The 25,535-nt window shown below is 43.1% G+C and carries 16 protein-coding genes and 1 pseudogene; 1 reads left to right on the forward strand and 16 read right to left on the reverse strand.

Annotation, left to right across the window (positions count from 1 at the left end; all coding sequences use genetic code 11):
• Window positions 1-42 precede the first annotated feature (42 nt).
• The 14 genes from IM475_RS06560 to IM475_RS06625 form a co-directional block, all read right to left on the reverse strand.
• On the reverse strand, window positions 43-1,428 hold the full coding sequence (locus tag IM475_RS06560) for a VWA domain-containing protein (RefSeq protein WP_287727053.1): 1,386 nt from the start codon (window positions 1,426-1,428) through the stop codon (window positions 43-45).
• Entirely contained in the window at window positions 1,361-2,404 is a 1,044-nt protein-coding gene (locus IM475_RS06565; RefSeq protein ID WP_287727054.1) for an MFS transporter, read from the reverse strand. The genes IM475_RS06560 and IM475_RS06565 overlap by 68 nt, the downstream gene beginning before the upstream one ends.
• 141 nt (window positions 2,405-2,545) lie before the next feature.
• On the reverse strand, window positions 2,546-4,045 hold the full coding sequence (locus IM475_RS06570; RefSeq protein WP_287727055.1) for a hypothetical protein: 1,500 nt from the start codon (window positions 4,043-4,045) through the stop codon (window positions 2,546-2,548).
• 88 nt (window positions 4,046-4,133) lie between these two features.
• Window positions 4,134-6,644, reverse strand: coding sequence for a peptidoglycan-binding protein (locus tag IM475_RS06575; protein WP_287727056.1), 2,511 nt, complete (start codon window positions 6,642-6,644; stop codon window positions 4,134-4,136).
• Between the two features lie 7 nt (window positions 6,645-6,651).
• Window positions 6,652-7,545 carry a hypothetical protein gene (locus IM475_RS06580; RefSeq protein ID WP_287727057.1) on the reverse strand — a complete coding sequence of 298 codons (894 nt, stop codon included), beginning with the start codon at window positions 7,543-7,545 and terminating at the stop codon, window positions 6,652-6,654.
• A gap of 2 nt (window positions 7,546-7,547) precedes the next feature.
• Window positions 7,548-8,411, reverse strand: a complete 864-nt coding sequence (locus IM475_RS06585; RefSeq protein ID WP_287727058.1) for a hypothetical protein — start codon at window positions 8,409-8,411, stop codon at window positions 7,548-7,550.
• A complete protein-coding gene (locus IM475_RS06590; protein WP_287727059.1) occupies window positions 8,404-9,162 on the reverse strand; it encodes a hypothetical protein in 759 nt (252 codons plus the stop codon). The genes IM475_RS06585 and IM475_RS06590 overlap by 8 nt, the downstream gene beginning before the upstream one ends.
• A gap of 41 nt (window positions 9,163-9,203) precedes the next feature.
• Window positions 9,204-10,655 (reverse strand): hypothetical protein, encoded by a 1,452-nt coding sequence (locus tag IM475_RS06595; protein WP_287727060.1) that lies wholly within the window; start codon window positions 10,653-10,655, stop codon window positions 9,204-9,206.
• A gap of 76 nt (window positions 10,656-10,731) precedes the next feature.
• Window positions 10,732-12,309, reverse strand: a complete 1,578-nt coding sequence (locus IM475_RS06600) for a hypothetical protein (RefSeq protein WP_287727061.1) — start codon at window positions 12,307-12,309, stop codon at window positions 10,732-10,734.
• 21 nt (window positions 12,310-12,330) lie between these two features.
• A complete protein-coding gene (locus IM475_RS06605) occupies window positions 12,331-13,251 on the reverse strand; it encodes a hypothetical protein (RefSeq protein WP_287727062.1) in 921 nt (306 codons plus the stop codon).
• Between the two features lie 82 nt (window positions 13,252-13,333).
• Window positions 13,334-16,582, reverse strand: coding sequence for a cell division protein FtsA (locus IM475_RS06610; protein ID WP_287727063.1), 3,249 nt, complete (start codon window positions 16,580-16,582; stop codon window positions 13,334-13,336).
• A 10-nt stretch (window positions 16,583-16,592) separates the two neighbouring features.
• Window positions 16,593-18,098, reverse strand: coding sequence for an FtsZ/tubulin family protein (locus IM475_RS06615; protein ID WP_287727064.1), 1,506 nt, complete (start codon window positions 18,096-18,098; stop codon window positions 16,593-16,595).
• A 23-nt stretch (window positions 18,099-18,121) separates the two neighbouring features.
• A complete protein-coding gene (locus IM475_RS06620) occupies window positions 18,122-18,610 on the reverse strand; it encodes a hypothetical protein (protein ID WP_002733689.1) in 489 nt (162 codons plus the stop codon).
• A gap of 21 nt (window positions 18,611-18,631) precedes the next feature.
• Window positions 18,632-22,399, reverse strand: a complete 3,768-nt coding sequence (locus tag IM475_RS06625; protein WP_287727065.1) for a WD40 repeat domain-containing protein — start codon at window positions 22,397-22,399, stop codon at window positions 18,632-18,634.
• Between the two features lie 187 nt (window positions 22,400-22,586).
• Here IM475_RS06625 and IM475_RS06630 point away from each other — a divergent pair, with 187 nt between their 5' ends.
• Window positions 22,587-23,969: a hypothetical protein gene (locus IM475_RS06630; protein WP_287727066.1), complete on the forward strand. Its 1,383-nt coding sequence runs from the start codon at window positions 22,587-22,589 to the stop codon at window positions 23,967-23,969.
• A 125-nt stretch (window positions 23,970-24,094) separates the two neighbouring features.
• Here IM475_RS06630 and IM475_RS06635 read toward each other — a convergent pair.
• Window positions 24,095-24,247: pseudogene (locus tag IM475_RS06635) on the reverse strand (YidH family protein); the annotation flags it as partial.
• Window positions 24,248-24,318: 71 nt separating this feature from the next.
• On the reverse strand, window positions 24,319-25,125 hold the full coding sequence (locus tag IM475_RS06640; RefSeq protein ID WP_287727067.1) for a prohibitin family protein: 807 nt from the start codon (window positions 25,123-25,125) through the stop codon (window positions 24,319-24,321).
• Between the last annotated feature and the right edge of the window lie 410 nt (window positions 25,126-25,535).

A 25,535-nucleotide genomic window follows, 5' to 3' on the forward strand; every position in this document is an offset into this window, starting at 1 on the left:
AGATTATCATCCATAGGTGATCTTGCACCTGTCCAAAAACCATTAAAACCCCTCTAAATTTCGGCGGCTTTCTTCTTTGAGTTGGTGGCTCCAGGCATTGAACCGGCGAACACCGAATACCGTTGCGACTAGCGTACCGAGAAAAATCGCCAAACGTTCCCAAATCGAGAGAGAGTGATAGAGATAATTCGGCATCTGGAATTCGATCGGTGCGGAGATGAGAGAGGACATACCTCGTCCTGGAGCATTGACGATAACTTTGGCTTGATGGATGGTGAGCCGATCGGCGGTTGGTTGTGGATAGCTGATCTCGTATTCTCGGAGCGCGGTCAGGAACTCTCGTAATCCTTGGCTCACTTCTTCAGCTGAACGCGGGAATCGGGCAATTCCGCCGGTCTCTTTAGCAATCGCTGTCAATCGAGATCGATCGACGATAAACTCGCGGATATCTTCTCCCCAAGGAAGCTGACAGTAGGTAAGGAGAGTATCCACGGTGAGAGGGCGGCCGCGTAACTCCTGGGCGCATTGGGCGCGGGCGCGGAGTCGGGTTAGGGATTCGCCGTATCCCATCGTGTGGACGGTGACGTGAGGGGAACGGGCCAGCAGAGCCAGAGTGGACTGAAAGCGTTGTTCTTCCTTGTTTCGATCGGGATCGGCATCGAATCCATCGGTAAATAGGATCACGCCGAGACGGGGAGGCAGACCCCAAGAATTTTGCTGAAAACGTTCGGAAGTGGTCAGAAAATTGACCGCTTCATCGAGGGGTTGATAGAGATTGGTGGAGGCGCAGACATCAATATTGGCTAACTGGGAAAGTCGAGTTTTGGTTGTTTTGTATGGATAGGCTTCTAGATACTTTTGAATCACTGTCTGATCGACCGGATAGCTATGGGCGCACCCTTCCCCAAAGGGAACTAGGGCAATTTCTACGGGAAGTTTTTTGGTTTTGATCGTGGTAATAAATTTTTGGATTCCCTCGATCGCTCCCTGGAGTTTGACTTGTTGGGATTCATCCCGATTATCCATACTGCCGCTCATATCTAGCAAAATCACTAAATAGGCGGGATCGGGTTTGACTTGATCGGGTGGGGTTATAGTAATTTTCGGGAGAGTTAGGGGAGTTAATCGATATTTAAATTCGGTTTGATTGGCCGCCGTGGTGAGGACGGTAAAGTTATTCGCTTGTAATCCGGGTACGAGCAGGTCACGATGGTCGCGAACTTGTACTTTTAAAGTCACTTGATCGTGGTCGGTAATGGCGCGGAGAATCTTGACGGAATTCGCTCGGACGGAAGCAGAATCGAAGAAAGTGAACGCGAGGATCGATAGGGGAAAAAGCAGAAGGTTTCTACCAGCTTTTTTAGTTGTCCGGATCGAGAAAGCGATCGCAAAAAATAAATCGGTAATAGCGAGTATTCGTGTTTTCATGATAGAAAGTCAACATTTGATTGTGATATAAGGTTTCCGTGGCATTTTCCGATAACATTCTTCTTTGTATTTGTACTTTATTTTCCACAGGGGTGCTAAGTCTCCATTGTTTTCTCTCTAAACTGAGCTTGGCGGCTATTGCAGGTACATCTGGCAAAAATATATCGGCATCTTCCGCAGAACCGATCTGTAAAGATTGGGAAGTATGGCGAGGTAGCTGGATAGATAATCCTTCTTCAATTTGGGTTTGCTCGAAATTGACAATTCTTAAAGAGCGATCGTTAATTTTGGGATAGTTTCCCGATTGGTTATCTTCTCGGGCGCGTCCGAATCCTCTACCGGCTCTCAGTGCGACTTGATAGGTGGGGGTTGTGGAAATGGCGAGCGCCATCCCTAAACCAGCACCGAAAAGGGTGAATCCTAACAGATCTTCATAACCGCCAAGGGGGATTATTGTTCGGAGAAATTCGATCGCTAGGGCGGCAATTAAACCGGCAAGTAATCCGAAAAGGGCAGATTTTATCGGTCGCTCAAAGGTGTTACTTTTCGCACCCTCGGTACTCAGCGATCGCCAAGATAATCCCTCGGCTACACCGGCCCCTAAACCGATTAAACTCCAGCCCACTATGCGAACACTTGCCGGGGGGAATTTTCCCTGGTAAATAATCACAGTTAGCACTGCGGCGATCGCTCCAGCGATTAAACCAGTTTTTAGGGCGATTTTGAGATAACTATTGCGGATTCTTCGATTCGCTTTGTAGTGAATCGGATTACTCAGATAAATGGTCGTTAGGACAAGGGTGACACTTAAACAGATAGTGACGATCGGGAAGAGAATAAACTCGACGTAAAAAGGGAAAGTGCTTCCAGTAATTGTCTTCGATGCGAATTTAAAGAGGTCTAAGATCACTAAGCTCAAGTTCCAGCCGATCAGCGCTGAAATAATGCCCCCCAACAGATAAAAAACAAGTCTCATTTTTTCAATACTCCCTTCCTGATCCAGTTAAACGTTTAGAGACAAAGTATTCCTAGTATTGACTAGAAAGGTTTCCGCCATAGTCTAATGCTGCTAGTGCGTTCGTAGTTGGGGAATTTTCGGTTTGATCGTTGGGTTGCCCTAGCCTCCCCTCAGATTTCTAAATAATAGCATAAGATCCTGTGTCAGGTTCGCCCAAGCTAGGCCGATCAGTCCAGATGAGCGGTGGCTTTTTTGAAGATCGATGAGATGGATTTCGGCTTGGGTGTATATATCTGCGGGAACTTCTCCTTGGCTTACTTGATAAAACAGAGCCGCTAGGCTATAGGCGCGCACTTCGGCGAATAGTCGTGCGAGAAATTCGTATCGTTTTTTAGTAGCATCGGGTAATTTTTTTTGTTGATAGTTTTGTAAAATTTTGTTAAAAAAATGATTGTCTAGTTGACAATATTCTGGATAGTGGATTTGTATGAGTAGTGATTTAGTATAATATTTTGCGGAGTCATAAAAATAATCTGACCAGAAGCTTTTGGAGCGAATTAATAACCATTGTTTTTCCTTGGGTAGATCGGGAATTTTTCTATTTTTGTATTGCTCCGTTATTAATAGATCATCGATGAGAGCGTATAGTCGCTGTTCGAGGTGGGGATTTTGGTCGAGCGCTTGTTGTTGCATCTCGATGCCCGCACGCCCAAACTGTTTATTTCTTCTTCGTTTCCGTAGCCAGTCTAGCCAGTTAGCGATTTCTGGAAATGGTTTTAAAATAGCCAGTAATGCTCGATATCTAGCCGCCGTGATATTATGATTTTTAAGCGCAGTTTTATCAACAATAATTTCCCAGTTCCAATGGTCACTGTCAAGACTAGATAAATAACTAGAGAGGGCTTGTAAGTTTCGTTCTAGATCTTTATTTTTCGCTAGATTTAGTAAACATCGTTTGACTTGGATATCACTGGATATATATTCGGAAACCGTCGAGAAGGATTCGGGAACTCGATCGAACCGAATAATTAATTGTTCTCGCTCGCTATCCTGGGTGTAAACCAGAGAGAATTGTTCGGGAATCTCTAATTGAGACACTCGAAAAGCCCAATTTAGGGGACTAGAATCGTTTGCTTGTAGAGAAAGGGCTAGAGCATGAAATTCTCGACAATCCTCAAAAGTTATATTGTCTAAATATAATGGCGATCGAGAGTATTTTTTTTCTTGTTCTATTTTTTTGATAGAAATTTTCACCGAATCGGTTGAATATTTTTTTAAAAAATCATGGCGATTTAGCCAAGAACTAGAAGCTTTTTGGGGTGTTTTGGGAGATGAAGAGGAGGGTTGTAGTTGAAAGGTGGGAGAACCTTGAGTGATCCACCATTCTAGCAGCGTTCCGATTCCGTCTATTTCGCCATCTTGCGAGGGTTTTTCTAACCAGAAATAGCGGTAGCCGATTAGAGGGCGATCGCTGTCATCTCTTAAGGCTGTCGCCACCGCTAATAGGGCATATTTGCCGATTTCTCTAGAGATTAGGGCGATAGTTTGGGGAGGATAACTATCATTAATTCGACAGGCATGATTATGGACGGCATTCGCAATTTCCGGGGGTACTTCCTGATTTTCTCCGCCGATTTCTCGATCAAATCCTGTACTCACATAGCACTCATGTCTTTTAGACCATTTTGGCTCTAGAAGTTTTCGAGAGAATTGATAAATTTCGCATCGATTCCACATCATTAAGCGTCTATTTATCGGGTTTGAATATTTGATCTAGGCAGGCAGAATAGGCGGTATTTGTCTGAGTTTTGCACTGCTGAAAGGCTTTGTATCGAGGGAGAGCGATCGAGTAATTTTCGCTCTCTTTTAGGATTCTTTCTAGGGTATTGATCGCTGTTTTTATCTGCCGATCTTGAATCATGGGAGCGAGAATCGACCAAGTGTTTTTATCTAAATCCCCTCCTGCTGGCTGAATCTGGTATTGTGTTTTGAACTTAGCGATCGCATCCGATACTTTCTGATCCCAAATCGGAGTGATTTCCCCCTCATACAATTGTAGCGAGTGGAGAAGACTTTTCCCTAGGGCAATTTCTGGGGCATTGAGGGGAGGATTGGCTGTCACTTGGTTAGCGGTGTAAGTTTTATTTAATTCTACCGGAACTGCTGGTGTCAGTTGTTGAAGGAAGGGATATAAAGGATTTTTGATAATACTTGATCTTTCTCTTAGCCATGCTTCGCGTTGAGTGCTGGTTTTCCACTGGGAAGCGTTGAAATCGGGCATCTTTTCCCGTAACTTCTTTAGGTTGTCTAGATTTTTCGCTTGCAGATCTTGTCGGCGATCGCCCGATTCTAGGAGATTAAAATATAAGTATAGTTCCCGAACGGGATCGGAGGGAATAATGGCCGATTGATTTGCGGAAATCTTCGGAGAAAATACCCGTCCGATCGATTGAACTCCCCACAGGACTCCCACCCCCAACACCGTCCCGACTGCCACACTCAACCCTAGACATTGCCAAGGATATTTTTGCCAAAGAATTAGGGCGATTTTCTTGAGAGAATTGGGACTTTTCTCGGAGGATTGTGGAGGAATGGCGGGGGGTCTTTCTAGGGGAATAATTTCGGGGAGGTTCGTGCAGTTTTCCCAAATTTTATCGGGAACTTTACCCGTAGCGAGTTTATAGAAAAAAGCGGCGATCGGATAGGATTTATTCTTTTCTAGAATCCCTGCGATGCTCTCGTAGGACGAGGGATTTTCGGCGGTTTGTCCTTGCTCACACTGTTTTAAGTCTTCGAGAATTTTCTCGATAAACTTATCGCTTTCTTGAGGGGGTAATTGTTCTTTTTTGAGATAGGCTCGATCGAGCTTTCTAAACAGATCGTTGGTGTAGATTTCTAGAGATTCTTTCCAGAGTGGGGAGTAGTCGATCAGTAGCCATTGAATTACTTCTTCTGATTTGGGGGAGAGGTTTGATCGCAGTAGGAGAAATAACCGAGCGATGAGTTGATGGAGTCTTGTTTTATTCTTGGCTAATATGACCGAATTTCTAGAATACAATTGTATCAACTGCTGCTGTCGATCGAGTGCTTCTTTCGCTTCTTGAGTAACGGGTAATTCGGATGGCTGGAAATGAGTCAATAAGGCTGAGGGAAGAAAGCGAGAGAAATCCAGCAATTTTTGAGGTGCGGGAGATCCTGGCGCTTGTAGGCTATTGAGCCAATCGGAGACGGTAATCGTTAAGTCAGTATGCTGTAAATTGGGATTTAATAGTAGAATCAATGATTTATAAATCTTTTCTTGTTGGGTGTGCTGTCGTTGCTCCAGCCAGGTGCTATCGATCAGCGTTGCCCAATCCCATCGAGTGCTATCGGTTTTTTCTAGTTCTTGAACTAAGATATTTAGGTTTTTATCAATTTCTTTGCCTTCTGAGAGTTCTTTTAATGCTCTTTTTAAACTTTGAATTGATTCAACCTGTACAGGGGAAGTATCTAGTATATCTTGCCCAGTTTTATGGGGAGTTAATGCGGTTGGGATTTTGTTGACATCGGAATTGATCTGACAGTATTCTTGAGTAGTGCAAGCGATTAGGGTAAATTGATTAGGATTTTCTAAAACAGTAACCTTCCACGCCCAAGCGATCGGGCGATTATATTTTTGTTTGAGATATCGAGAAAAAAAATGCAAATGCCAATACCTAGGAATAAAGCTATTGCTAGGAGTAAAAATATGAGGAGTTTGTTGTACTTCTAAAGCAAGTTGCTCAAATTGACGAACTTTATCGAAATCATGAGGACTGTGAAGAATCGCTGAATAATATCCCTGTCCACGATTCTGTTGCTGAATATGTATGATGTCTGAACAAGGCTTTAGCTCGAAACGGGGTCGCTCGTTCTTGTCCCACCATCGGAGGAGCGTTTCCACGGCATCTATTTCTCCATCTAGGGGCTTTTCTAGCCAGAAATAACGATAGCCTACCAGAGGTCGATCACAATCATCTTTTAGGGGAGAGGCTACCGCTAAAACTGCGTATCTATCGATTTCTCGTGCGATGAGGGCAATCTTTCCTTCTGCCGGAGGATAACTATCATTAATCCGAAACCAGTGGTTATGGACTGCATTTTGAATGGGGGTGGGAGGATCCTCATGGGTTCTTAAACCGATTTCTTTGTCGAATCCGCTAGAAACCCACCGATCGCCCTGTCTTTTCGGTTCTAACAATTTCCGAGAAAATTCCTTGATCAAAATGGAATCGCTCATAGTTTTTCTAATCCTCTATGTCTCTGAGTTGGGGATGATCGGTACCCGTGTGTAACCAGTAAATTGGTGCCATTAATCCCAAGGGTCTCCACACTGTTGGGTTATCGATCACTCCAGAAGTCACACCCCCTTCACGGCTAGTAACTTGAACGTTGGCGAGGGGAGAGTCGGGAGAAGCACCTGGCTTCATGCCAAATGCCGAACAAAAAAAATACTTAACAGGACAGGGCCACTCTTTGCCCCAATTTTCTAGTAATTGATAGGTTTTATTAAATTTTAGCCTCATAAATCTGGGGATATCCTGTCGGTGGATTCGCATTTTAGATTGTTCGGCTTTGGTAAAGGCTAAGGCGATCCGATACTGGGAGAGGTTTTGATTTTTCTTTTCTAGTCGCCACTTTAATTGTTGTTTCAAGGTGGCCAATCCCTGGGCGTACTTTTGATCTTCTGTGAAGAAAGTACCATCGAGTAGGATGAGTAATCCTAGGGCAGAGGCACATTCTTCTAGATACTCTTCGATGTGGGAAGTTTTGCCTTGGGATAGTTTTTCAAATAATTCCCCAGCAAAGTCTTTACAAATTATATCGATCGCTTGTCCCCCTTGCCAAGTGGGCTTCATTTGAATCGAGAGGTTATAAGTGGGAATTTCGCTCGGATTGCTGGCTAGATAGGTAGCCATTAACATGGCATTATTTTCTAGGATATCTTTTGCCATAGCGATTAGTTTAGCCGTATCGTCGTCGCGGGGAATAACTTTCTCGATCGGACTATCGGGTTTCGCGTTCGGCCAGTAGGCCAACGCAGATAGATAGGTGGTTTTACCCGATCGCCTCGGTCCGATGATCCGAAATTCGGTAGGCTGAGAATCGGTGGTTTCTGGGGGTTGTTGACGACTCCACATAATTATTCTTCGAGTCGAATGCCTGTCGCTAACCAGTATAGCGGAGGAATTAATCCGTAGGGATACCAGCGATCGGGTTCTCGTAAATAGGCGTTTTTTTCTTCTGGGGAACCGTCGTCGGGTAAGTAGCAGTTTGGCCGGGGATCAAAATCTCGATCGCGGCGACTTCCCAAAACCCCGAATGCAGAACAGGCAAAGAATTGTAATCGATCGGGGGTTAAAGTTTTGGTGAGATGTTTATAGGTTTTGGGCAATCGTACCTCGAATAAATCCTCGTCGGGATCGAGACGACAGGGCCAGAGTTCTCCCCTTTCACATTTAGCCATGACGACGGCGATCCGGAGTTTTTCAATTTCTGGGTTGCGAATTTCCCGCTCGCGAATTTCCTCGCATAGTTTGGTAAATGCGGGGAGATATAGCGATGTGTCGCGTTCTGGTTCCCAATCGGTCATCATCACCATCCAGCTTACGGTAGTGAATAGGTCATCAACCCAAGGGGTGATTTTTTTCCATTGATGAGGGATGGGAATATGTTCAAAAAATTCCCCTGGGAAATCTTTGGCAAGGAGTTCTAGTTCGATGCTCGATCGCTTTTTCCCCGGCGGGATTTTGATGAGAAAGTCATAGTCCTTGAGGTTATGAAGTTGATCAGCACCGAAGGCATCTCCCGCTATCTTTCCTTGATTTTTGAGCGTATCGAGCGCGCGTTTCCGTAGGGCCGTGGCTTCATCATTGCGAGGAATCACCTCTAACTTGGGATATTTTTGTAGTAAACCCGATGGAAGAACGGCTAGGGTGGCAAGATAGGTGGTTTTTCCCGAACTTCTCGCCCCGATCACGCGAATTTCTGTAGAGGCTTTAGGCATTGGCGAAATAAGCTCCTAAATAGACCCAGGGTAATTCTAATAGAGTGGGATAGTGAATGGTGGTGACGAAAAATTTGGGATTGAGGTAGGGAGGTTGGGAGTTATGTTCGCGGATTATATCATCAGCTAGGGAAAAATAGGTCTCTCGGATATGAGTGTCGTGTTTCCCCCAGAGAAAGGAAGCGTTGGTGTCGTATTGCCAAGTGTTTTTTTCCTCCTCTAGGTTGTGAAATAGATCGGCTTTATGGATAGAGATTAAAATATGTTGTACGCTGGGACAGTGCGATCGCAAGAGGGTGAGACGTTCCTTGAGTTGTTTTTTCCAGGTCTCCGGGTCGAGAATTTCCTCAAATTCGGGAGTATCTTCTATTTCTTGAGTTCGAATTCGATATCGATAGGGAGGCAGCAGGAGTAAAACCGCTTGACTTTGACCGAGAGTGTGTACCAGATCTTGATATTTTTCTGGGTTGCTTTCTTGCCACGCGGGTTTAGACCAAGCTTCCCCAGGGGTATCAATCCACTGAACTCTCACCTCTCTTTCCGAACCGGAAGGAAGGTTAATTCTCAGCAGGAGAGGTTCTTCTTCTTTTTGAGAAGTTCCCGCTAGTTTTTCAATGCTATCATTGGACAGTGTAGCGATTTTACCCCCAGGGCCAGAAGGGATCACTTTAACATTTTCGGTTCCTTTCGATAGGGTAATGACCATACTGGTCTTACCAACACTTTTATTACCAATAATGATTACGTTCATGGGGAAATTTTTCGTTGTTGATTGCTAAATAGTTAGATCAGCTAAAACCGTAAAACTCCTCGCTGTTGTAACTGCCAAGTTTTTCCACCCGCTAGGGGATAGACTACCGCAGGACGGATGACGGTATAGCTATCGGAATAATTCGGATCGTAGTTCTGGCACTCGAATAGATCTTCAACGCTTTTATAGTTCCTCTGGTTGATTCTAAAATATTGGCTAGGTACCAAACAATGATATTTCCAGTCGAGGTAAACTCCATAGATACCCCGACGTTTATTTTTTAGTACAATTGGATCATTCCCTCCCATCTCGCGATTCGCTAGGCTTTCTTCTGTAGGAGATACTTCGATCAGGAATGAGGAAGAGCTAGATACTGAAGGTGATGTACTCTGGTAAGTCTGGCTCGCGGGTGGTTCAGAAGGTTGCCAAGGGGTTACATCGGTTTGTTCTGTTTGTTCCCGAACTTCCACGTTTTCGGTTTCTGGAAGACAACTTTCTAAGTCTTCAATTCTCTTCTTAAGTTTACGGATTTCTTCTGTGGTTGTTTGATCGTTGTCTTCCAACTCTTGAGAGACTTTTTCGTGAAAATTATTATTATTTTCCTCAACCTGATTTTTATTTACATTCTGAATATTAACTTTGGATGCATTATTTGTATTTTTTTTCTGATCATCTTTATGGGTGTTTCGAGTCCATAAATTGAATTTATTAAACCATTTATTATTAGGATTTTGCCGATTAGTTAATAATTTTAGTATAAAAAAGTTTGAATTAGATTTTCTGCGGAACTTTAGCCAATAAATTCCGATCGCTAATAAAGCTAATGTAGCAACAATCAAAAATTCTTTCTTAAAATCAACAATAGATTTAGGGAGAGATCGATCACTATCGAGAGAGTTTAATTTTTGAATATCATATTCTAGTAACTTCTGTTTATCTTGGAGAAATTTTGTAATTTCCTCAAAGGTATCCTTTCCAAAATTACCGTAATATCTGGGGGAAATTTCTCTTCTTCCGAAAAAATCTAATTGTTTCTGAACATTTTCAATTGCATCTCTTGTCAATCCTTGTTTAAAAGGAGTGATTACCTTTTGAGAGATCTTGACTAAAGTGTTATCGATACTATCTAAAATTTTCTCAATGGATGCTCTTTCTTCTTCTTTTAGCTTCGGTAGCTGATTTTGGCGATACTCTTGTATTTTTGTCTGTAAATTTTCTATCTTTTTACTAACTTTATTACTCGTAATACTTTCTGTATCTCGATATACCCAAATCTCGATGGTATTGAGAAACTTTTGCTGTTCGGTTTTTAATTCGTCGAAAGCTGTATTGATCACCTTCAGTTGGGGAGATTTCTCGACGGTTGCCGGGGAGGGTTGAGAGGAAGGAATTATTTGAGCGCTCACAGAATTAGTCCCTTTCCCGCATCCGACGAGGACACTAGATGCGAGGATCAGGGATAGAGCCAATTTAGCATAGCTGACTTTTTTCATAGATTTCGGCGATCGCAAAATTTAGTTTCGTCATCTGGATAACTTCTCTCATCACTCCTCATCGTACTCTAGCGCACTAAAAACGTAAAACTCCTCGCTGTTGTAACTGCCAAGTTTGCCCACCCGCTAGGGGATAGACTACCGCAGGACGGATGACGGTATAGCTATCGGAATAATTCGGATCGTAGTTCTGGCACTCGAATAGATCCTCAACGCTTTTATAGTTATTCTGGTTGATTCTAAAACTTTTGCTAGGTACCAAACAATGATAGTTACCGTCGAGGTACACCTCATAGTAACCCCGGCGCTTATTTTCTAGTACAATTGGTTCGCTCCCTCCTATTCGACGATTCGCTAGGCTTTCTTCTGTAGGAGATACTTCGATCGGGGATGAGGAACGAGCATCTCGATAATAATTATCTCCTACTAGGGAGTGGGAAGAGCTAGATACTGAAGGTGCTGTACTCTGGTAAGTCTGGCTCGCGGGTGGTGCAGAAGGGTTCAAAGTGGTTATGCCAGTTGGTTCTTTTTGTTCCCGAACTTTTGTATCTTTGGTTTTCCGATTGTGTTTTTCTAATTCTAAATCGGCAATTCTATCATTAATTATACGGTTTTCTTGTGTAATTTTTCGCTCGATATCTTTTATCTCTTTAGAGAGTTCTTTATAAATATCTTTGTAAACTCGATCATAAATTTTAGAAGTAATTCGAGTTTCATTTGGACTCCAATTCTGAGAAGCAACTGAAGCGGACGAGTTCTCTGGAGATTCCCCCTCTCCATCTCCTTCAGGGTTTGTTTCTTTACTCCAAAAATTGAATCTAGAAAGAATTAATCTAAGAAAGTGCTTATTCGTAGGCTCCTGTCTATTGGGTGATGATTGTTTTGTAGAGGAAGAGGAGATTTTACTTGATTTTTTTCGGGATCTTAGCAAAGAAATTATGCTCGCTAATAATGCTAATATGGCAACGAGAAAAGTGGTGTTAGAAGAGTTTTTTTCTTTTTCTAACTGTGCTATTTGTTCGGATAATTGTTGTATTTTCAGATCGATGGGAGATTTTAATTGTTTAATATTATCTTCTAGTGACTTCTGTTTATCTTGGAGAAATTTTGTAATTTCCTCGACGGTAGTATCTCCAAAGTTACCATAATTATTTTGGGCGATATTTCTTCTTGTAAAAAAATCTAATTGTTTCTGAACATTTTCAATTGCATCTCTTGTCAATCCTGTCTTAAAAGGATTGATTACCTTTTGAGAGATTTCCTCTAAAGAGCTATCGATGTCACCCAAAATTTTCTCAATGGTTGTTTTTTCTTCACCTTGTAACTTCGATAGCTGATTTTGACGATACTGTGTTATTTTTTGCTGTAAATTTTCTATCTTTTTACTAACTTTATTACTCGTAATACTTTCTCGATCTTTTTTGTCAGTAATGTTAATTGCTTGGTTAAGGTTATCGATAAATGTTTTCTGTTCAGTTTTTAATTCCTCAAAAGCACTATCGATCGCCTGTAATTGAGAAGATTGAGCGACGGTTGCCGAGGAGGTTTGAGAGGTTTGAGTGCTTACAGAATTAGTCCCTTTCCCGCATCCGACGAGGACAGTAGAAACGAGGAGCAGGGATAGAGCCAATTTAGCATAGCTGATTTTTTTCATAGGATTCACCGATTTTATATATCAGAATTGTAGGATGCCGCGTTCCTCTAACTGCCAGGTTTCCCCTCCGGGTAAAGCGGAAACTCTAGCGGGTTTGAGAAGTTCAAAGTTACCCTCTAGCTGAAGATTTTTACAGTCGAAAAAGTCTTCGATCGCTTTGTAGTTGTGTTGGTTCAGTCTGAGGTTGTTACTCGGTACTAAATATTCTGTGCCGTTTTCTTTGATGATCGAATAATTGCCGCGACGATTTTTCTCGAAGATTACCCGCGAGGAACTACCGATTCTTAGTTTTGTCAAGCTTTCTTCGGTGGCGGTGACGTTGATTGCCTGTTGGGAAAAAGACTCTCGATCGCGGTTATATCTTTTCGCTAGATTCGATTCTTCTAGGCTAATCGGGTTCTGAGTTTGTGGCGAAAGTTCTGGATAGGAAACGCTTGTTTCAGAAGGATATGAGGATTGGTTAGAAACCATTTTTCGATTGGCACGTTCGTTCGATCGAATATTGTTTTCTAAATCTCCTACTCTATTGCTAATTTTTTCAATTTCTTCTTGAGATCGAGAAAAGTTTTCTTGATTTTTTGTAGCTAACTGTTTTTGATTTTGCTCGATATTTTTAATATTACTATTGATTGATTCTAGTTGTTCTTTTAGAGTTCTATCTCGCTCTAAATGTATCGCCTGTAACTGTTCTTGTGATTTTTTCAAATCCATAAGCTCGGCTTGCAAAGGGTCGATCAAATCCTTTTTGATTTTATCAACTAAAGACTCTTCATCTTTCGTCTTGCGCTTGTTATATTTATCTTTAATACTACTTCTCTCTTCCCAAATACCTTTCGCCCAGATAATAATTTTTTGAGAGTCATTATTCAGAGGCCAGTTACATACCGTACAACTCTCTTGCCCTTCGTTATATATAGCATCACAAACTGGACAATTAAACATCATCGTTCTCCCTTAGACTTTTTGCTAAGGGGAGTAGAAAAGACCTCGCCGGTATTTTTCCTACTTCCCCTCTGGTTAGCCGTTATTTGCCAGCCCACTCCTTGCCTAAAACGCGGAGGAGTGCCTTTAATCCTAGGATAAAAGGTGGCTCGACGCGGATGTTTTCTGAATCTCCCCGAATGTGAACGAGATTCGTTCTCAGTTCTTTATGGACTTCACGCCAGAGACGATCTTTGTAACTAGACTCCAGTTCGCCATTTTTAAAAGCGGGCATGGGTTTAAGTCCCTGAATGTCGATCTCTTTCACTGCGGTGTTGAACTCGTTTAGAAAAGCGGGAACTTCCTGGAGTTGGGGCATATCGAAGCCGGTGATATTGCCTTCCAACTCCAGATAGTCTTTCCACGTAATTTTTTGACTGTTCACCTCGCAATCCTCCCCGGCGATTACCGGTTCCGGTTTTTTGCTGATAATTCCTCCTAGGGGAGTTCGGTCTAGTACCAGACCACAGGCGACTTCATCCTTGGGACGGGTGCTTAATTGGGTGATCTCGTTGGTGTCCGGGAAACCGGAGGCCTTACTCAGCATCCGACTGAAAAGTTCGTTAACTTCAGCGTGACGATCGAACCGTCCGCCAATCGCCAGCCAGTTCAACAGGCGCGAACCGTTGCCACCGATGTACACGGGGGTGATTTCCGGTCGGCTGTAGCGGTCTTTTTCGTAGAGAACCTGTAACAGAATCCCCACATAGTAGTATAGTCCCGCCGTACCGATCGCCATCAGTCGGAGTAATCCTTGGAATTGGGGATCGTCTTCGAGAAAGTCTCTTTTCTTGAGCCAGTTCTCACTTTCGCGACGGAGTAGGACATCTAGCTTGGCGTGAAAGGCTCCATCTTTCAATCCCCCTAAACCGCCTCCCCCAAACTTTTCGACGAGAAATCGGGGATTGAGTTCCAAAAATTGGGAGAACAGATGTCGCCCGGCTAATTGTACCGAGCATTGATGCACCAGTTGGAAGCGATCGGTATCCGCCTCCCAGATGGAGATATCCGAGGTTCCTCCCCCCATATCGATACAGGTGCTATTGACGAGGTTGTGACCCTCCTGATCGGCGAAATACTGGGCTGTTGCCACACTTTCCGTGCGGAAATTGGTGAGATTATCCTGTTGCGGGCAAATTTGGCTGATCCCGGTTTTTGCTTGCAACTCTTCGGTTAAATCCTGCCAGTTGCGCGCGTAGCGGATTTTATCCGCGCGGGAGAAAGCGGAAGGATAGGAGAGAGACCACTGGATTTGTTGGATGCCGTTTTTCGCCGCGAGGGCCGTGACATGAAGGGCTAAATGCTTAAGAAAAAGCCGATTGACGGTAATGTTCGTCCACTTGAGATCGGTTTCGATCCAGCCCTCTTGGGGGTTAAATCTCGCAAGATCGGGAATATAGATCCGACCGTCGTAGATTGGGCGTTCTTTCGCTACGTTGGGCGCTTTTCGGGTGGTCAATACGCTACTGAGGGGTAACGGTTTCTCTGGGGGAATGAAGTTTTCGGGAACGAAATACTCGAACAGGGTGGGCAGTCGAGTATCGGACAGTACCTCCGTGACTTTTAGGTGCAGACTTTCTAGGGGAAGCGGTTCGGTCACTCCCCGGCGATTGACGTAGATATTGGTGAAAGATGTCCCAAAATCGACCCCTACTTTCCAGGAACCTTCTAGAGCGATCGACGCGGGGGTTTTCAGCAGGATTAGACCGAGGAAGTTTTTCGATCGATCCCGACATTCGATACAGGAGGGATACTCCTCTAGTCGGGTGAGTTGATAGGAACCCTTGCCATCTTGGAAAATATGCGGTTCTTTGGCGCCGGGCAAATTCACCTGAAAAGTGCGATCAAGCGGATTCGAGGAACCGAGAAATTCCAGATCGTAGTAAAAGGCGTAATATTCCTTCCAACCCTCGGCCCGGAAGTTCGGCCAGATATCTAAAACCGGAACTTGGGTCAGGGCGTTGTCTTCCTTGATGGGATAGTCTTTAAACACCCGATAATTCTGGGGATTTCTCTCGTCATTGTCCATGCCCGATAGGGGCAGGTCTAGGGATACCCGCAGAACTGGCCCCTCACTCCCGTTGAGCGTACTGAACTGGAGCTTCCGCAGTAACTCTTCGGGGGTAAAGTAGTCCAGGAGGATCGGGTTGAGGGGCAGGAGAGGGGTGATTTCCTGTCCTTTGAACACGATCGACGGAGTGTTATCCGGCAAAAACCCCCCTGGTAGGGCATCTTCCACATCGATAAAGTGAAATTCCGGGGTAAATAGATCCTTGGACTCGATCCACCGGATATCTTTCCAGAGGATTTTCCCAGTCTGTAAATCCTTGAGGATAGATGGAGAGGCGAGGGTTTGATCCTGATAGATCCAGATATCTTGGGGCGATCGATCCCACGAGCGAGCGATTTCTGGATCGATAATCAGGAGAGGGGGAACGAGGCCGCGCTTATTCTCGCTGGCCACGACCCGCACGCAGGATTCTTTCGGTTCGGCTTTGACGGGACGATTGAGGGCGTTTAAAAGGCCTCGATTGAGAGGAACGCCAAAAAATTGGGGATTATTACTTAAACTCAGCCGTTGTTCCGGTTGCCCTCCCAAGCTATTCTGAAATTCCGCTAACAGACCCCGCATGGTATTCTGGGCGATCGCGTCCCCAGTATAGCGATTTAACTCGTTATTGAGGTTCTCCAGCCAACGCCACAGCAATGCTTTTTCACTGGCATTGAGATAACCTTGCGGCGCTTCCAAACAACGGGTCTGCCGATTCCACCAGGGCAGATTTTCCCACTTGCCGGCTTCGGAGGGAACGACGATCGTACTGGGGGAAGACATTCCCACCGATTTCCCATCCCATAAAAAGACGTAGACATCTTCCCACGGGTTTTTTGCCTCTAGAAGATAAAGGGCTTTACTGGGGGGATTGGGGCGCAGTTCGTAGAGGGCACGGGCGAAGGGATCTTGATGGCGGAGTTGGCCCAGTTCTAGCAGTTGTGCCGAGAGGGGAAAACGCCGCATTTCCGCAAGGGCCAAGGCCGCTAACATTCCTTGCCACTGGTCGATCATCTGCCGATGGATGGGATAGGCCTTGTTGTGAAGAGCCATTTGCATCGACAGGGGACGGGCCCAGATGGTGGGGACGGAACTGACACTTTTTACCTGGCCGGGGGATTTGTAATCGAGACTGGAGGCCACATCGCCAAAGGTTTTAAAGTCTTGCGCGTCCCATTTTCCCGCTTGATCGGAGGGACGGACATCGCTATCGGATTTTAATTTCGGCAGTAATAAAAACATAGACTAAAGGCTATTGCTTACAAAAGGTGTATAGGGCTTTGGCTAATGCGGCGATCCCAGGCTCCGCGGAGTTGTCCGGTTTATAGCTCTGTAGGCTTTGCATCAGAGAGGTGATCGTGTCTCTCGATTTGGTTTTATTATCGAGAGGGCGATCGAGTACCAGTTCTGCTAACTGTTCTCGTCGGAGGGACTTTTCTGGATCACCCATCGCTTGGGTGTTAAAGAGTTGGATCTGTTCTCCCTCGATCTGGTGCAGGCGGTACAACCAAGTCAGATAATCCCGACACCAGGCGCTAATCGTCTTCAGTGCTTCCTGTTGTTGGGGATCACCTAACCGCGTCATCCCGTCTGCCGAGCCTCTATGGGGAAAGAAAGGGCGCGACCAGGGTGTAAGTACCAGGCGATCATCTTTTCTTTTGAGGATGCCGTTGAGTTCGGGTTCAAACTCGGACAGCCAACTGTAGGCGAATCGAGTCCCGTTGACGAGCGCGGGTTGGATTTCCGCTCGATCCGGCAGATCGTCCCAAATCAGCCGACCGATTTGCTCCCGGCCTATTAAAACGACTTTTTCCCCTATTTCGGCGGTATGGAGGAAAAAATACCGCGCGGCGAGGGCGCTATAGAGTTCTAGGAAGTGGGGATCATTGCGCTGGCTATTTTTGCCGACGCTAAATTCCACTTTCGAGAAGTTTTCATTTCCCAGCAGAAAAACCGTATCGAAGGTCTCTGGCGCTTGGGTCACATAATAGCGTAGGGCGGCTTCGGTGTTCAGTAAAAATTGTTCGGAACGAGCGAAAATCCCGTCCGGATCTTCTCCTGGCGGCGGGGTGAACCCGAAATAGGGCAACAGGAACAGACAACCGATCTTGACTCGATCTTTGACCCCGATATTTTTCAGTTTATTGGCCAGTAAACGGGCGATCGTCGGTAGTCCAGAGGCTCCAGTTCCCCCAAACATCGACCCGCAGAGAAACACTTTCGGGGCTTTTCCTGCGCCTGTGTCTGCTTGTATTTGTTTGATCAGCGCTCCCCAGGGTTCTTGATCCAATCGTTCGAGATCCACTTGGCTCATCACCGCCGAACCGATCGCCGGACGACCGCGGAAACCCACGTCTAGCGAGACTTCCTGTTCGTCTTTCGTGTAGAGAACATCGAATAGATTACCGAGAGCGGGTTGATTTTGTTTGAGCGTGTTGTAGTTGAAAAAGGCTTTCAATTCTTTACTGGAATTAAACCCGCCAAAGGGCGACCAGAGATCGAAGGATTCGATCTTAGTTTTCATCCAGGGATGGAGTTGGCTATTATCTTGGTTCTCTTTGCCGACGATCAACTCCTGACATCGCTTGTAGATACTGAGCGCGTTTCTCGATCGCTCTAGATTCCCGTTGGTTTCGTCCGCGTCGATAAAGAGAACTTTTAACGGTTGTTCGGTAAACAGTCCCACCGAGGCGAGTTTCGTGATTGCCTCGATACATTTCGCCCCCGTTCCCCCGATGCCGATCACATACATGGCCATACTGAATTGCCTCCTTTTTTTTCTTAAAATCGATCGATGATATCCCGCAGTTGATGGGATAGGGGTGGTGTGTAGATCAACAGGCCCGGGGTGCTACTGGCAGTCGGTAGCCAAAACAGGATGAGGATATCCAATACAAAAAAGAGGGCGAGGAGTAAACGCAGTTCTTCGATCGGATTGAAAAACCCGATGGCGAGACCGATACTCAGAATAGGAACGATTCCGAGAAGCCACCACCACAAGCTCCAAGCTCTGAGTTCATCCGGTCGTCTAGCGGCCGATTTCGCCGTCATCACGCACCAGAGAATTGTGCAAGCGATCGACAATCCGAAAACCACCCCCGCCGCCACCATATACGCCCCACTCGCCCAACTCGCTAGGGCCGCTCCCGGATCTTGAACGCTGGGCGACCAAATCGCTCCCGTTCTAAAGATAAAGGGTTGAATCAAGAACATAAGGATCGCCCCCACAACGATAATAGCGATCACACGAATTATTTCACCAGTTTTCATAGTTATCTCTATCTAATGGGATTATTTCCGTACATATTTACTACAGGTTTTAGCCACTTCTGACTCTGAGCGGCTAGGATTAGAATGGTAGTCAACGAGCCAGTCACAACCACTTTTTAATAATTCGTGTAAGGGTTGGACTGAAAATACTTCAATTTTACCCTTATCCCCCTCGACGACAACAGATCTTCCATCGGGACTGAAACTAAATTTATTAACCTTAACAAAATCGCTGGTAAATTCAGCGATTTTTTGCCGCTTAGAATAATCCCATATCTTAATAACTCGATCATCACCCACCGTAGCTAAGTACGAGCGAGCCGAACTCAGCCAGCTTGATGGATTCTCGTTAAATTGACCAAAGCCGATATCTATAATACCTTTTTCGTATCCAGTATTGAGCGGCTCAATGCTTCGACCAGATCGATCAAATAAGTAAATCTTACTCTTTTCGGTTGCCGCTATGGCGATATCCCCGTTCTCATTGATATCCAAACCGCTAACACCTCCCGAGTAGTCATTGTCATGCGCTTCCAATGGCACTTCTTTCGGATCATTCAAATCAGATATATTCCAGAGCTTTACACCTTTTACACCTTCAGTTCCTACAGAAACAAACTGTTGACCATTTGGACTGAAGCTCATGAACTTTACTTCTCCCCCATTAGGATCAGGCAGTGGGCTTTCAGGGGTCTTTTTTCCATAATCCCAAAGATAGACCGCACCTTGTTTATCACCTGTAGCAATAATCTTTTTAGAAGGATGAATGGCAATACTTGTAATATTATCCTGTCTAGTAGGTATCGAGTTGGGATTTTGTACTACTCCTTCTAAATTCAAGAAATCAATAACTCCATCTTTATTGACAGAAACAATTTGCCGATCGCTTTCTGGTGTAAAACCAATTGCGATAGATGGGGATACTTTCTCCTCATCTTTGAAGGGAATTTTCCTTCCTCCGATAGACCATAATTGAACGTTGCCCTTTTCGTCTAAAGTAACAATGGATAGTGTCTTAGGATCATTTGAATTATTGTCAGAACGCAAGGTTAAGTTTTTAAGCGATACCCCCCCAGTCGAGAAAGGTGTAGATGTAGATTTTGGAGAAAAATCCCATAGACGAGCTTGATTTTCTTGGGCGACTGTAATTAGTTTATTAGTTTTAAGATTAAAACTGGCGTTTTCAATTTCCTTGTCTTTAGCTTTTTGCTTTGAGGCATAACCTTTTAAAGCAATTTCTTTGAATATTTCTGGTTTTGATTCATTTTTCAAATTAATTCCAAGAAGTTTGAGTAAATCTTTATTTTCATAAACAGCAAATAAGTTGTCTTCAAAAAAATCAACCTTCGTGTATGGATTCTTGTCAGGTTCTTTGTAAATATCCCAATCGTTTAGGTAATTAAGAGAGTTATTTTCTTGCCAGTTCCAAAGCGTAATTTTTCCATTTTTTTCTGCTGTAGCGAGCTTTGTATCCTTTGAATTAAAGCTGATGTCAAAAGGAACTCTTTGTCCGAGTTCTTTTGATATAAGACTTTTTCCTTCTAAAGTTTTTAGCTCTATCGATCCTTTTGTTCCTGCAATCGCAATCGCAATTGTTTGATCTCGTAAACTTAAACTAAATACAGTTCCATTAGTATCGAAATCTTGTTCTTTATTGCCTGTTTCCAAGTTCCATAGGCACACTTTATCACCACCACCAGTAACTAGGTACTTACCATCTTCAGAGAAACTAAGACTACGGATGCCCTGAGTATCTCGATGACATTTTTTAGTTAGGTCGGAAATCAATGTCAAGTCAGGAATTTGCAAGATTTTTACAGATCCGTTTTCTCCACCAACTGCTAGTTGTTTTCCATCAGGATTAAATTCTAGACTTATAATTTCTTTTGAATTATTATAGTCTCCTCTAAATTTTCCCGATAATTCCCAGAGTCGAATTTTATTATCCTCTCCACCAGTAGCAATTAAATCACCCCCTGGACTAAAACTGACCGCTTTCATTAGGTCTTGAATATTCGGATCGGGGGTAATTCGGTTTTTTTCATGAATTTGAGTAACGATAGTTTGTAGGGCTAATAGAGGAGAGGATGGCAGATTTTCTCTAAGTAGGGGTATCTTATTAAATCGGCTATTATAAATTTGATCCCCTGATGTTATTGCCTTTTCTAAGGCTTCTATTTCTTGATTTTCAAAATTCTTTAAAGCTTCCATTCCTGCATTTTGCATTTTTCCTATATCGATGTAGGAATATAAAACGATTATTCCTAAGACTACTGCAAGAAACAAGAACAAGAGTGATCTGTTTCGACCTCCAGAAAACAAGCATGATCTGTTTCGACTATTGCAAGAATTTCTAATTGTATATACCCAATTTTCGATTTTTCTACGCCGACTTTCTGGTATTTCATTTGTTATTTTAGGTAGGAAGTTGGATAAAATATTGCTGATTTTTGACCAGAGGGGGTTGGGGTATAAAATATCCAAAAATAATAGCACCCCTATTACAATTTCTGTAAAACATTCTACGAGTTTGCTCAATGATGCTGGCGAGTTCGAGGTTTTAGCTTGGGGGGTCGGGGGTTCAGTCGAATTTTGGGATTCATTCTGATTCGGTGTTTCAGTCGAATTTTGGGATTCAGTTGGATTCGGTGTTTCAGTCGGATTCGGTGTTTCAGGCAGATTTGGGGCAGAGGCGATAAAGTCTTGAAGAAAGATTTCGTAGATTCGATTGTGAATCTTTATCTCATTATTTTCTCTGACCAATAGACCTAAATTAATTAGTTCTTGTTGTTCTGGAGTCCGACGATAAGTGTCTCTGCCTCCTCTTTGTAAAATTTCCTGACAGATATTGACGTACTGACCGTTTCTATTTAGCATCTCACGAATATTGCTCAGATGCCCCGAAATTTTTTGTCCTCCTAATATACGTTTTGTGGCAATATTTTCAATACAGCTTTGCGCTGTGTCTTCCGAAATACTAGGTAATGTAAAATTATCAGTCTTAAAAAATAATTTTAAAAATTCATGAGTCAGTAGTGGTTGTCCATGCGTCCAATCCAGTATTTTTTGGAGTGCTGTTTCCAAATTTTTCAGTTTCTTAACTTTGTCTGAATAATGTGCCAATCCCTGCCCTTGTCTTAAGTCCTCAAGTGTAAAATCGCCGATACTTATCTGGGTGGATGGGTTGAAAATAAGTTCATATTGGCGATTATCATTTAAGGTGAGAGACTTCTTCTCGCCAAAGAATGCAAAGGTGATTTTCTGAAAGTTCCGATAGTTTTGGTTTTTAGCACGTTTGGGATCACGTTGCTCGTAGCAATGGAGTAGTGTTTGTAAAAAGTGCTGGGAAAATGTGGGAAAATAAGATCTTTCATTCAAAAGAAACTCTAGTTCATCGATAAAAATAACAATTTTGTCATCTTGAACTTTTTCTAATAAAATGTTTTCGATAAAATATATTAAAAGCTCCGCACCAGGTTGCAAAGAAGAATGTCTAAAGGCTTGATAATCTGTATCTTGCAATAAATCACCATTCTGGGTCGTGAACTGTGTCGCTAGATCGTGAATGAATTCCCAATATAACTCTGTAGAAATGCTAGTTCTAGGGTTATCTTGCTGATTTCTGGACATCCGAAGACTTACGCACTTAACTCCATCATTTTTAAGACGCGAGCGCGTTCTTTCTAGTAAAAAACTTTTTCCAGTTTTTGGAGGACTTAAAACAAGACAATCATCTCCATGCGATAACCTATCATAGAGATCTCGATCTGCTGGCCGCTCTATATACATATCCGTTATCTTTCCCCTTCAACCAATCTATCTCGAAATTAACTGCACACCTATACTTGACATATTATAGTGCTATTATTACAACACGGGGGATTGTAAAAAAAGTTAACTCCTTCTCATCCTGCCAATTTCGTCGAATCCGTCCTAGTATAGGAGAGAAGGTAGCAGTAGTTCACGAGGAGATCGAATGGTGCGCGCTCGATGGTTAGTAATAACAATAGTCACTTGTTTAGGAATTGTATCTTGCAATACAGCAGAAAAGCCTTTTTCGTGCGTACCTACCCCGATCGAACAGACGGATACTCGCTCAACCCCTCTAGGCATCTCGATTCAAGTGGATGGATCTAGCTCAATGTTGGGCTACGTTAGCGATGCTGGTAGCCTCTATGTGCAAACCCTAAAACTGCTCGACGAAACCCTATCTTTAGTCAGTAAAACTCCTGTTCAATACTATCGTTCGGGAAATGCGCTCACCCGTAGTGATTTTAGAAAAGCCCAACTTCCCACCTTTTATAATGGTACAGATTTTCCCGATGTTTCCGCTCCTATTCAAAATCTAATTGTCGAACCAGGGACAAAAAATTCCCTACAGGTTATCGTTACTGATCTCGATCAAGCATCGGGAGATGTAACACTTCTCACGAGAAAAATTCAAGAAACTTATTTAAACTCAAAGCATCCTGAATACGCCGTAGCGATTTGGGCGATTCAAAGCGAATTTGAAGGAACCGTCTATGTGCAAGAGCAAAACAGGATCAAAAAATTTCCCTTTCCCAACGAGAAATCTAGCAATAAATTTCGTCCATTTTATGTAGTTTTTATCGGTCGTCACAACGACATAACTCAATATTTTGCCAGCTTAAAAGAACGCCAAGAGAACATTTTAGCCAATAGCAAAATTGCTATTTTTTCACCCAATCATCTTGTAAAGGAACCATTTTTGTTAGATCGAGAAATTGAAGAAAAACCCGCCGAAGAAAAAGCAGTTTTAGGAGAATGGAATCTATCCTTAAATGGCTTTAGAGTTCAAGCTAAAGACCAGAATAATCAACTCTGGAAAATACCGCAAACTTCTACAGATGCGATTGAGATTTCCGATAGTGTTTCCCTTGATACGAGCGAGCATACGGTGGCGATCGATGTCCGTTCGATCGAACCCTTACAAAGCATCGAGGTTCCCAATAAATTCTCGAACACATTTCAAAACTCAAAAGAAGTTTTAAAAGATGATTCCAATTTACAAAAAGCGATCAAGATATCCAAATGGAATCTCGATTCCCCAGCTGGACAAGCTCCCCGAAAGCTAAATTTTGTCACCACGATCCACCCCGATAAGTTTCCCGAACCAGGAATTTACCTCTTCACGATCGATCTCGTCGCCAAGAATCTACAGGAACAACCTTGGTGGGAAGAGTGGAACTGGCAAATCGGCCGGGATAATCAACAAGATGGCTCGAAAACGAATAATTTACTCCCTTTTCTTCGAGGCCTAAAAACGATCACGGCCAACCTCATGGCCGAAAATCCCCCGAAAATCGGCCGATTCTGTTACGCAATCGAGAAAAATTAGGGTTTCATCACCAGGCCCTAGTAGTCGGTAAAGTTGAAATTGACGGATACAAGTGGGTTAATTTGCTTATTTTACTCCTCCCATTATCCATAATTATTGCTTTGACAGACCTCTAGGACCATAGAAGATGCTGTCCGTAAACGCAAAATGACCAGACCAAAACCCATCAAAGCGATCGAGGCACGCATCCAAGACAGATAGGTGCGTTCGTTGGCCGAATGATCTCGCCAGTAATCGGGGTTAAATTTCTGCTTTGTCTTTTGGGATTTAAACAGCATAAAGGAGTTCCTCGCAGTGAAGTTCAATAAAATCAAGTATTCTTTCTTCTGGTTTTAATAAATTGTTTTTATCATCTAGTTTTTCGCTTATCTTTAACCAATTCAAGGGACTTAAGCAGATTATCATCCATAAATAGCGGAAGTTTACCGTCCCATCTTTCGATCGCTTTGTTCTGTAAAACTTCTGGACTTAAGGAGTCTTGGAGAATGCGATGAGCTTCCGCCTCTCCTTTAGCCAGATTGATTTTTACTTCCGATTCTTTCAATGCTTTCAGTACCATAAAACCGGCTTTTTTGGCTTCCTGTTCGGCAATTTGTTTGGCTTCCACCGCATCGGTAAAGCGATCGGAAAAGTTGACATGAACCAAAGAAATATCATCGACACCGATATGATAATTTTTCAGTCTTTCGCTCAAACGAATATCTACTTCCCCTTTCACCTCCTCCCGTTTAGTAATTAATTCTTCGGCGGTATATTTAGCCATAACTGCCTTAAGAATTTCCTCCACTGCTGGATCGATCACTCGTTCGATGACAGCCGCTTCATCGCCAATTTGTTGAAAAATAGTATTAACTTCTGATGCTAAAATATGCCAATTCAGAGCCACATCTGTAAATACTTCCTGTAGGTCTTTGGAGGAAGCTTCGGCCGCTATCTGTTGTTTTTGAATTCTCACACTTAGTTTTTTCACCGTGTTAACAACGGGAATAATCCCGTGAATACCCTCATTAAGTATTTTATCCTGTACTTGACCAAAGACCATTAAAACTCCTCTTTCTCCCGCATTGACAATCACGAAAGGATTAAAAATAATCGCCAAAATTAATAACAAAAAAAAGAGATTGCTTGGTCTAGCAAAAAGGCGAATTTTGAGCATTTTAATTGATAATAGAGATAGTTTATGGGATGGGATTACAAATCAATAAAATGGCTGATTTTATCTATTTTAATAATTTTAGCAACTAGAAATAAAGGTAAACTTTGTTCTGCATTATTTAGATAAATTCAGATTTAATCTCGTTATTTTTTCATTTTAGTTGATAAAATATCGGGAAATACTTGTCTATTTATAGTTATCATATTCGCCGCTTAAATGTTTTAGTAATCATGAATTAAAACGAGCATCTCGTTAGTTGTTGACCCAAAAAGCATTTATTTATTCAAGAAAGCAATCGGGGTTATCCAGAAGCAATTATAACAAAATTTCCCTTGTCTTAAATGGTACATTCTCATTTCACCAGTCTAGCTGTTACTTTCCTTTGTAGCAATTACCTTAACACAATCTAA

Origin of the sequence: Microcystis sp. M061S2, from assembly GCF_020245605.1 — a bacterium.
In the GTDB taxonomy this organism is placed as follows: domain Bacteria; phylum Cyanobacteriota; class Cyanobacteriia; order Cyanobacteriales; family Microcystaceae; genus Microcystis.